The organism is Cohnella yongneupensis (assembly GCF_042655785.1).
Lineage (GTDB): Bacteria > Bacillota > Bacilli > Paenibacillales > Paenibacillaceae > Cohnella > Cohnella yongneupensis.
Genome location: NZ_JBHSNC010000038.1, coordinates 124,793 through 134,688, shown reverse-complemented (window position 1 = coordinate 134,688; position 9,896 = coordinate 124,793). Strand labels below are relative to the sequence as shown.

The window sequence follows — 9,896 nt, the reverse complement described above, 5'->3', positions numbered from 1 at the left end:
AATACCGACGCCAGCTTGTAGCCTAGGCTTTTTTATCTGTCCACTAAATGGGGTCTTGACCAGGATACCGATGAAGGCTTTTGTTATTAGGGATTCGCTATTCGTCTTGATCGTAATCCTTGTCTTTCTCATAACTTTCGTAATCCGTCTCGAACGAAAAAGTCGACGGATCGAATTCCCCTTTATAATAACTTACCGTCGTTCCAAAAAACTTATAGTTCCTCTTATCCTCGTAAACGTAGCTAAATTTGCCGCTGACCCTTATGCGACCCTCTTGTTCTAATCCGCGATCTTCCCTCTGGATTAATTTCGTTTCGATCTCGGAGAACTTGTACCCCGAAATTTCGCCTTCCGAATCCTCGTTGCCTTGTTTAATCAGTTCGTTCTTAGCTGCTTTAATCGCTCTATCCGCGATCGAAGGATGCAGATATTTGTAAATGAATACCGCGGCAATAATAACGATTACAATAACCGCTAAAGCTTTATAGTTGATTTTTCGCGGAACGGTTGGTACGAATTCAGCGGTTACTGTCGGTTCTCGCGTTATTTGGGTCCCGCACTCCCCGCAAAAGCTCTCAGAAAGTTCAAGTTTAGTACCGCAATTCGTGCAAAAGTTAACCGCCAATGAATTTGCCCTCCGATATTTAAGTAGACTTGTAACTATTTAACTATAGTATCACAAACGCAAAAAAAGAGAAGCTCCGAAGAGCTCCTCCCCTCTGAATAGCGATGGCTTATGGGTTAATCGTCAGATTAAACCCGGATTGGATGTAATACAGGCTTGGATAGGCGATATTGCTGGTCGTCAGACCGTTAAACGTCGCGGCTCCGTTACCTGTATACGAATAAATCGCAGCCCCCGTATGCGGACCGGAGAACCGTGAAGTCGTTACTCCGTCAAGTCCCGTGCCGTTGATGGTGATGTTATTGAACACGATATTTTGGAATCCGCCTCCATATCCGAACTGAATGGCGTCGCGTTGGGTATTGATGATATCGATGTTCGTAAACGTCACGTTCTTGATGGAACTGTTCGATGCTTCCAAATCGATTGCGCCGCGTTCGCCGTTATATAGATCTTGGCTCGTTCCGGAATTGACGATCGTATTGTCGGAGAACGTAATGCCGGTATTGTTCTCGAAATGATAGCCCGGGAACACGGTATTCATACGGATGCCGGAGCCGCCTACGGTGTCGATGATGTAGTTATGGTCCGCTTTGTGGCCGCTGCCGCCGAAGAACGCGATACCGCCCGCACGCCAGTTATTCTCGATCGTGTTGTACGAGAACGTATCGTTCACGCCCATCGGAGCGGCGTTCGTGCTGTCCGGCCAAACGGCGAGCGCATCGTCCCCGTTATTGCGCAAGTTGGAGTTGCGGACCGTCGAGTTGCTCGTGCCTTGGGCGAAGTTGATACCGTCGGCAAGATTATTGCGAATCCGGCTGTTTTCTACGAGAAGCCCTGTCGCCGCGATGGCCGGCGTATGCGCATAGTCCCCTACCCACATGCCGCATTCGAAGTGCTCTACCCAGACGTCATGGATGACGGAATTGACGCCGAAGTCGTCCATGAAGCCTTTGTATATCGCGTTCTGGCCATAACGCGAGCGCAAATTCGAGTTCATGTAGATATTGCTGAAATCAAGCTTGCCGGAAATCCGGAGCGAAATACCTCCGCCCGACGCGTTGGCATTCGTAAATTGGATATTCGTATACCAGAAGCCGGCGCCCGTAACCGTGAGGTTATTGATCATGTTCGCTACCGAACCGATCTGCCACATGTTGCCGAGGTGGAACGTGCCTTCCGGAATGTACAGCGTCTTGCCGCCTGCAACCGCAGCGGTTACCGCGGAATTGAACGCTGCAAGATCGTCCTGTCCGTCGTTTGCGACCGCGCCGTAATCCGTAACGGACACCGCGTTCGCCGGTTTAGGGATGGCAGTCGGTACCGGCTCGATCTCTAGGAAGTCGACGCCGTATTCTATGCTGTCGGAGCCTTTCTGAATACGGATCGTGTCGCCTGGTTGCAGCGGAGTATCGAGTTTCCAATGGACTTCATCGAAGCGGAACAAAGGACGTCCGCCGCTTGGCGTATCCGCAGGCATATCGCCCGAGAAGTACTGCCAGCTGTAATAGGATGTGAGCGATACGGTTTTCACTTTCACGTTGTTGACATAGACGTCTAGCGAACCGTTGAGGCCCATGCCGTTCGCCGAGTCCGGCATCGTGAATCTCATCGTGACGCCCGCGCCGCCCTGCCCCGATCTTACGGTCCATTGAATATTGGATCCGTTAGATGGAAGCGCCGCATAGCGTTGACCGGACGCTTCGGAAGCCGTCAGCGCTTGATTGAACGTAGGCGCGGACTGCAGCGTCGCACCGCCGCCTAACGTACCGTCTTGCGTATCGTACCTACTATAAGGCACGCTTGCGCCGCGCAGGGCATAGACGGTAAGGTTCGAAACGCTCGTGTTATTGCCTTGCTTAGCGGCGACTTCGTTGGCGTCTACCGCAATGGCAGTCGTGACCGTATAGCTGCCGTTAACCGCCGTCCAAGAGCCGGAGATATTGACGTTGACGGTTTGACCGGCGGCGAGCGCGCCGCTATAGGAACCTGTCAACGTCTGAAGCGTCGTACCGCCGGAGTTCTTAACCGTTACGGTTATCCCGTGAGCACCGGCGGCGGATGCTACCGTGCCTTGGTTTTTAAGACTAACGGCGAAGGATATCGCATTTCCGGCAACCGGCGTGCTAGGCGACCATGTCGTCGTCCCAACCAAGTCGGAGCTCTGGACAGGCGTTACGACGAGCGAAGCTGCATTCGTGAAGCTGTTATTGGCATCGTTAAGCTCGATGATCGCGTTGCTCTCGTCTACTTTGGCGCCAACCGAGTAGGTTCCGGCGTCTTTTGTTCCGGCATTGAGCGACACCGTAGTCGATGCGCCTGCTGCCAATGCACCGACTTGCGCGAAGCCGGCCAGTTGGTTGTTCAAGTAGAAGTTAACGGTTGTCGGCGATGAGCCTGCGGTTCCGCTGTTCGTGACGGTTGCGTTCAGTGTAATCGCGTTAGACTCGACGGGAGAAGCCGGTGTCCAAGACATGCCCGTAACCGTAAGATCCGGGTTCGGAGCAGCCGTGCCGAACACTTGGAACTCCGCGATTTGTCCGGCAGGCGCGCCGGAGTTCGTCGTAATGTTCAATTGCAGCCGTTTGACTGTTGCCGTAACCGGAATCGTCACCGAGTTGCCGGTGGCCGGATTAAACGTATACGTTTGCGCCGTCACCAAATTACCGAACGTCGTCGTATTCTGGTCATGGCCTAGCACTTGAATCGTTTGCGTGCGCGTGCCCCAGATCGTGGCAGGATTTAGCTTTAGCACGATGGACGTAACGTTGTAATTCGCGCCGAGATCGATCGTCAGTTGGCTAGGATTGCCGCCGCCTTCCCAGTAGGTGTTCGTGTCGTTGTCGTTGGCGTTCGTTGCCACGAAGTTTTGCGTGTTGGAGGAAGCGGAAATCGATTTACCGATAGCGATGTTGCCGCCAGGCTGTGGAGTAGGCGTTGGTGTAGGCGTTGGTGTAGGCGTTGGAGTAGGCGTTGGTGTAGGCGTTGGTGTAGGCGTTGGTGTAGGCGTTGGTGTAGGCGTTGGTGTAGGCGTTGGTGTAGGCGTTGGAGTAGGCGTTGGAGTAGGTGTTGGTGTTACCGTCGCTGCTATCGAGATTTGGTCAAGGTTTACATTTGCGCTATCTCCTGCGTCGTATTTGTAGACGATCGTGTTGTTCCCGGCATTCAGATTAAGCGATTCTACCTTGTTGCCCCACGTATCCCAGTTCGCTAAATTCGGAAGCGTCGTTTGGCGGATTTTCGTGCCGTTAACGTAAATGCTTACCGTCTTCGCGCTGCCGGAAGCGTTGCCGTATTTCAAAGTGGTGTCATAGGCGCCCGCTGCCGTCACGTTCACCGTGAAAGTCGTCGTTGCGCCTTGCGTCCAATAACCGTCGACGAAGCCGGAACCGGAGAAGCCCGTATGATCCGTGTTCACTTTGGCTCCGCCGGTTAATGCCGCGGATTCCGCTTGGTAAGTCCCGGACGGTTGCGACGTGCTAGTGCCGTAAATTTCGAATTCGGACAGTTGGGCTGCCGGCCATCCCGTGTTGGCCGTTACGTTCAGTCGAACGTACCTTGTGCTCGTCGCGGTAAAGTTAATCGTTACCGAGTTATTCGCGACCGCAGGGTTGAACACGTATCCCGCGGAGCCGACAATGTTGGTGAACGTCGTGCCGTTCGTACTGCCTTGCACGGCAAGCGTCTGAGTCCGCGTTCCCCATCCGGCCGGCAGCTTCAGCACGATTTGGTCGATGGACGTACTCGCACCCAGATCGACTTGAATCCATTGCGGGAACGCGTTGTTCGTGCTTTCCCAATACGTGCTTTGGTTGCTGTCCTTGACGTTGTCCGGAGCATAGGTCTGGGATTGACCGCTAGCTGTAATCGGTTTGCCGAGCGTTAGATTCGGTCCTCCAGCCGCATTAACCGGATTGAGTGGTCCGACGGACAAATAGAAGCTTGAGATCAGCATGGCAACAACTAGCGACCATGCGATAAGCTTTGAGCGCATTAATATGCCTCCTCGATATGGGTTGTTTTCTTGTAAGATCGATGATGTTTGAACGGCTATTGTAAGCGGTTTCAAACCTTTGCGTCTCATCAAGATGACTGGCCTATAAGCGTGTCCCGTTCACCTTCCTTCTCTAGTCGTTTGATTAAAACCATCAACCCTCCTTTTTTTGGTGTACATCCTCATTATAGTGACGGTGCGCTACTGGAAATAAGATGTAATCTTACGGGAAACGTATGCGTTTCTAATACGTACCGGTTTTTGCGCAGCAAAAAAGCCCGAGCGTACGGCATTCCACCGTCAGCACGAGCTTACACCTTACTCTGCAGGATAATTTCTGTACTTGACTACTCCGGACTTATAACCCGTAATCCGGTACGGCATGGTTACGGGCACTAACGAGTAAAAAAAGACGTAGCCGTTGAAAGCTTTAAATTCGTAAATTTGATCCTTTGTTACACCCTCGATTGTGACTTCATCAATGCGGTTAGGATCATATATCCCGCCGGTTAAGGAGTATCTTGGCTCTCCATTAGAAGATTGAAACCAATCGATGGGAGGAAGATCCTCACCTAAATAATATGAATCGAATTTTAACTCATGAAGTATGCGTTTCTCGTTAAGCAAAAACAAGAAAGGTTTTAATCCAACATCGCTGTTTCCCTTTATCATGACGACCGATAATCCATCTACATCGTTTTGATAATGAACCTCAGGATCGAATTCGACATTCGGTTCGTATTTTCGAATGATCGACAGTAAATAGTTATCCTCGCCTTTACGCAGATAAGGACTGACAGCCACCAGCACTACGGCTATTAACAGGACTAATAGGGCAACTTTACTCCCCCGCTTCATTAATCCGAATTCCTGACGACTAAATAGGCAATAAACCCGATGGGTCCAAGAAGCAATACAATTAGCGCCCATAGGCAACCGATGTTTGCTCCGCGCTTCTCGGAAGCGTCGCTCCATACCCAGAACAGCCCAATGATGGAGAGGATCCATAAAAGAATAAGAATTGCGACCATAACCTTGCTCCCTCCTAATATTAGGCTATACTATTGGCGCTGTTTATTGTTTATTCTATACGTTGATCGGAAAAGTAAAAACCCTACGCCTGAACAATCCTTCATGCGTAGGGTTTTGAAGTTTATTAGTGTTACCCGATTTACAGGACATAGGTTAGGAAAATCGCAAGGATTTTCTGATCCGCAAAGAACGCTTTGGTCTCCTCGTCGATAATCTTCTGGACCGTCGTCTCATAGCCGATGTCTCTGATGCTCGCTTCGTCTAGCATTTTGCGGATATCGTTAAGATTGTCGTCCGACGTATCGAGACTAACGCCGGGGGCCGAATACGGGGTCGCGAATACGGAGAATGGCGTCGCCGTTCTACTTTAATACCAAAGAGGAGCTGTACCGTGCCGCGGTGCTTGAGCCGTTAGGGCCAACGCTCGAGCTAGTTAAACAAATGCTGACGGGACCGGGAAGTCCGCTCGAGCGGGTCGAGAGGCTGGCTCGCTTGATGCTTGCTTCGTTCGCTCGGGAAGACGCTTACCTCTTGCTTACTCAACAAGTATCACGCCAGAAGGACCGTTTTAAATCAATGATGAGCTAACGGCTTTTACGAATGCGAATATGTCGATACTAAACAATGTCATTGCCGAAGGGCAAGCAGCTGGCCAGTTTTTGCCTGGAGATCCAAAGCGTCAAGCTTTCTTCTTCTTTGCATTTATCAATGGATACGGAATGATGCATTCGGCCGAACTCGGCGATTCGATCTTGGATGAGGCTGTCCAGGCTGCGTTACGGCTGATCGTGCTCTCGTAGAAGGTTAAATCGCCGTTCATAAGGAGGTTCATACCCGGTATGGTCTTCGTAATAATCGGTGCTTTCATTATCGGACTCATGGCGCTATTCGTAGCTGCTTTCGTCGCGGTAATTCCTTGGCGCTACGAGTTCGGGAAAAGTTGGCTCGCTCTCCCCCTCAAAATGTCGTTTCCGGCGATCGTCTGGTCTTTGACGGTATTATCTATTACGGTTTTATGCGGTGGGCTTCTACTCGTTCTCTTCGTGCCTATATTCACAGTCATTTGGTACATAAGCTTGATTTTAACGATCGTCGCCGCCGGTTCCGGTATCGCCCATGCGGGATACATTCGTCGCGTAACCCGACCGCATGAAGGCTTTGCCATGGCCTTTGGACCGGATTGGCAGTCTAAGTTACGGACAACGAACGGAATGCTGTCTCAGCGATGGTCGCCCAAGCGGTATTCGAATAAGCCTGTCCGTATACAACGAGACGTCGTCATCTGGACCTTCGAACCATCCGGTCGGCAGTTGCTGGCAGACGTTTGGCAGCCTATGCAGGGCACGAAACCTACAGGCGTCGCAATGTTATTTTTCCACGGTAGCGCATGGCACTTCTTCGACAAAGGCATTGGCACCGATCCTATGTTCCGCCATCTCGCCAGCCAAGGCCATGTGATCATCGATGTCGCATATCGTTTGGCGCCGGAGGTTAATATTGCGGAGATGACGTCGGATGTAAAAAGGGCGGTCATATGGACCAAGCAAAACGCAGTCGATCTCGGTATTGACCCCGACAAAATCGTAGTTAGCGGAGCTTCGGCCGGAGGCCACATCTCTTTATTAGCCGCTTATGGACATGACCATCCGGCTTTTACGCCTGCAGACCTGGTTGGAATGGACACCTCCGTCGCCGGAGTTATCTCGCTGTATGCTCCATGTGATCTCAGAGCATTCATTAACCATCATGCCGGCCGACTCGCAACGACCGGAAAGCCCGCCACGGTACGCGCTCCTATCCAATTCCAAGCCATGAACGTAGAACAAATGATGATGAATTTATGCGGCGGCATGCCGGATGTTGCTCCCCGCATGTTCGATCTGTCCGACGTCAAGACGCATGTTGCGCCCGGGGCGCCTCCGGCTTTGATTTTCCAAGGGGAGGTCGATTTTATTACGCCAAAGGCCGCGACGATTCAACTGATCGAACTGCTTAAAGAAGCTTCGGTACCTGTCGTCTATGTTGAGCTGCCGCAGACGGATCACGTCTGGGACGTCTTTACCGGCATGGCGGAAAAGGTTTTTCATAAGAAGTGGATTCCCCGCTTCCTCAACTCGCAATATGCCCCTCCTACGCAAGCCACGATCTATGATATCGAACGCTTCTTGGGTTACATGGCTTCATCCGCCGATTTCCTCAAGCTCAACTAAGGAGGCTTCCCGGTTACGGATGGCACTGCGCAAATAGGAGGCAACATCGCGCGTAATTTCACCTTGCTCGAACAGCTTTTGCACGGCATCGCGTTCCGCCTGAACGGCAATCCAATGAAGCTCCCGCCGGCATTCGTCGAAAGCGCTATCCTTCTCACTATTCGAGCCGTTCCCGAATCTGCTCATACTGTCAAGCATTTGCCGGTAGTCGTCTAGAACGACTTCGGATGCTTCATCGGTGCGGTTGGCACAGCGCTCGGATAACGACTCGACTACCGCTTGGGTACACTGCATTCTCAACGAGCGAAGCGCTATTCTATCCGAGGCATTGAAGCGGGACACTGCGACCGGTTTATTCATGAACGCCAACGCTAAGTTTTTCAACCTACGCCAGAGCGTTCTGGCGATTACTTTGCCTAGCTCCAGCTTATTGGCCAAAATGAGATCGATCTGATCGAGTATGTTGTAATAGTAAGCCGCATGTTCGCGGCGTACCTGTCCATTATCCAGACGATCGTTAATGAATTCGCGTTCAATGTTTATCGCCTGCAGGCGGATCTCCGTTTCTTCCTTCCGGTTACGCGACAAACGTTTAGCGTTTCCACCTTTCTGACCGAGCTGATGCATCATAAGCTTGTAGTAGCTAATAACGCTATTCACAGCACTTTCATTGTCTGCATGGCTCGATTTCCGGAGCGTCCGCACGGCGGCTGACATGACCTCGATCTGCCATTGTCTTTCCATTCGTTCCTTCTCGACTTCATCCGGAGCGGTCTTCTTCTTGGCCAGTAACGGTAGAACGATGCTCGCCGTTAGCAGCGACAATAGAATGACGATAGCCGCAAGGAAAATAATGAGGTCTCTTTGCGGAAACGGATCGCCATTATCCAACACTAGCGGAATGGAGAACGCGCCGGCCAACGTGACCGCACCGCGCACGCCGGAGATGGTCGTTAGCGTCAAAATCCGAATACTGGGTATCTCGCCGCTTCGTTTGCCGAACCAGCGTCCTCCTCTGGAGAATAGGTACGTCCATACGAATCGGAGCACTAACAGCATCATATATAGGATAACGGCAAACCCGAATACTTTGAAATTATCGAAAGCCGGGTCGATTATTATGGTTCGGGAAACGCCGGGAATTTGAAGACCCAACAGAACAAACACCAGTCCGTTCAATAGAAATAAAATAACGGACCACGTCGGTTCGGATACGCTCTTCAAATTCGGCATCGCGAACGCCAAGCGCTCGTTCTCGATCGCATGGATCACTCCTCCTGCTACGGCGGCAAGAATGCCCGATACGCCAAGTTCCTCGGCGATGAGAAATAGCAGGAACGGGGTCAAAATTTGTAACAGCATATGCATCGTCTCATCTTCAAGTCCCGCTCTTCGCAACAACTGGCGAACGCCGATAATGAGAAAAGCGACGAATACGCCTATGAGTAAGCCGCCAATGGAGATGACAACAAAGCTGAGACTGGCTTTCGGGAGAGAGAAATATCCGGTAACCGCCGCGGCAATGGCAAATTTGAACGCGACAAGGCCCGATGCATCGTTCATCAAGGCTTCCCCTTCGAGGAGCCGCATCAAGCTTTGTGGCAAATGTATGCGCCCTGCCAGAGCACCGACGGCAACCGCATCCGTCGGAGACAAGATAGCGGCTAACCCGAAGGAAGCTGCGAGCGGAATCGAAGGAATTAACCAATGGATGCTGTAACCGACAACGCATACGGTTATGAATACTAAGCCTATCGCCAACAGCAGGATCGGTGCCCGCAAACGCCACAACTCGCCGCGCGGCATATGCTTGCCGTCGTTATACAACAACGGGGCAATGAACAGGATGAAGAACAATTCCGGCTCCAAGTGCAAATGCACGCCTATCGGAACGATCGCCAATAAAGCGCCGAGGGCAATTTGGAAGAGCGGTACGGGGATGAACGGTACGAAGCGGTGCGCGACGTTAGATACGCCGATCATCACCAGCAGCATGAGGATAATAATAAATACTTCCAAACGTTTCCCTCCGAGT

The 9,896-nt window shown here is 51.6% G+C and carries 9 protein-coding genes; 3 read left to right on the top strand and 6 right to left on the bottom strand.

Features of this window, described 5'->3' with window-relative positions:
• Positions 1 to 97 precede the first annotated feature (97 nt).
• From ACFPQ4_RS12770 to ACFPQ4_RS12750, 5 genes are all read right to left on the bottom strand, one after another.
• The gene (locus ACFPQ4_RS12770; RefSeq protein ID WP_378112243.1) at positions 98 to 625 is read right to left on the bottom strand and encodes a zinc ribbon domain-containing protein; all 528 of its coding nucleotides are present in this window, start codon (positions 623 to 625) and stop codon (positions 98 to 100) included.
• 109 nt (positions 626 to 734) lie between these two features.
• Positions 735 to 4,619 (bottom strand): discoidin domain-containing protein, encoded by a 3,885-nt coding sequence (locus tag ACFPQ4_RS12765; RefSeq protein WP_378112242.1) that lies wholly within the window; start codon positions 4,617 to 4,619, stop codon positions 735 to 737.
• A 318-nt stretch (positions 4,620 to 4,937) separates the two neighbouring features.
• Positions 4,938 to 5,477 carry a hypothetical protein gene (locus tag ACFPQ4_RS12760; protein ID WP_378112240.1) on the bottom strand — a complete coding sequence of 180 codons (540 nt, stop codon included), beginning with the start codon at positions 5,475 to 5,477 and terminating at the stop codon, positions 4,938 to 4,940.
• Complete coding sequence (locus ACFPQ4_RS12755) at positions 5,477 to 5,650, bottom strand: hypothetical protein (protein WP_378112239.1); 174 nt, start codon at positions 5,648 to 5,650, stop codon at positions 5,477 to 5,479. Before ACFPQ4_RS12755 ends, ACFPQ4_RS12760 begins: the two co-directional genes overlap by 1 nt.
• Positions 5,651 to 5,790: 140 nt before the next feature.
• The gene (locus tag ACFPQ4_RS12750; protein WP_378112238.1) at positions 5,791 to 5,919 is read right to left on the bottom strand and encodes a hypothetical protein; all 129 of its coding nucleotides are present in this window, start codon (positions 5,917 to 5,919) and stop codon (positions 5,791 to 5,793) included.
• Positions 5,920 to 5,999: 80 nt separating this feature from the next.
• On the opposite strand from ACFPQ4_RS12750, the gene ACFPQ4_RS12745 reads away from it, so the two are divergent.
• The 3 genes from ACFPQ4_RS12745 to ACFPQ4_RS12735 are packed head-to-tail and all read left to right on the top strand — an operon-like array spanning position 6,000 to position 7,861.
• Positions 6,000 to 6,239 (top strand): hypothetical protein, encoded by a 240-nt coding sequence (locus ACFPQ4_RS12745; RefSeq protein ID WP_378112237.1) that lies wholly within the window; start codon positions 6,000 to 6,002, stop codon positions 6,237 to 6,239.
• Between the two features lie 20 nt (positions 6,240 to 6,259).
• A complete protein-coding gene (locus tag ACFPQ4_RS12740) occupies positions 6,260 to 6,451 on the top strand; it encodes a hypothetical protein (RefSeq protein WP_378112236.1) in 192 nt (63 codons plus the stop codon).
• Between the two features lie 39 nt (positions 6,452 to 6,490).
• A complete protein-coding gene (locus ACFPQ4_RS12735) occupies positions 6,491 to 7,861 on the top strand; it encodes an alpha/beta hydrolase (protein ID WP_378112235.1) in 1,371 nt (456 codons plus the stop codon).
• Here ACFPQ4_RS12735 and ACFPQ4_RS12730 read toward each other — a convergent pair.
• Entirely contained in the window at positions 7,832 to 9,880 is a 2,049-nt protein-coding gene (locus ACFPQ4_RS12730) for a Na+/H+ antiporter (RefSeq protein ID WP_378112234.1), read from the bottom strand. The two genes, ACFPQ4_RS12735 and ACFPQ4_RS12730, sit on opposite strands and share 30 nt — an antisense overlap.
• Positions 9,881 to 9,896 lie beyond the last annotated feature (16 nt).

Coding starts and splice junctions, on each gene's coding strand:
- ACFPQ4_RS12750 (WP_378112238.1), bottom strand. CDS start 5,919: ATGCTAGACGAAGCGAGCATCAGAGACATCGGCTATGAGACGACGGTC.
- ACFPQ4_RS12740 (WP_378112236.1), top strand. CDS start 6,260: ATGTCGATACTAAACAATGTCATTGCCGAAGGGCAAGCAGCTGGCCAG.
- ACFPQ4_RS12755 (WP_378112239.1), bottom strand. CDS start 5,650: ATGGTCGCAATTCTTATTCTTTTATGGATCCTCTCCATCATTGGGCTG.
- ACFPQ4_RS12735 (WP_378112235.1), top strand. CDS start 6,491: ATGGTCTTCGTAATAATCGGTGCTTTCATTATCGGACTCATGGCGCTA.
- ACFPQ4_RS12745 (WP_378112237.1), top strand. CDS start 6,000: ATGGCGTCGCCGTTCTACTTTAATACCAAAGAGGAGCTGTACCGTGCC.
- ACFPQ4_RS12765 (WP_378112242.1), bottom strand. CDS start 4,619: ATGCGCTCAAAGCTTATCGCATGGTCGCTAGTTGTTGCCATGCTGATC.
- ACFPQ4_RS12760 (WP_378112240.1), bottom strand. CDS start 5,477: ATGAAGCGGGGGAGTAAAGTTGCCCTATTAGTCCTGTTAATAGCCGTA.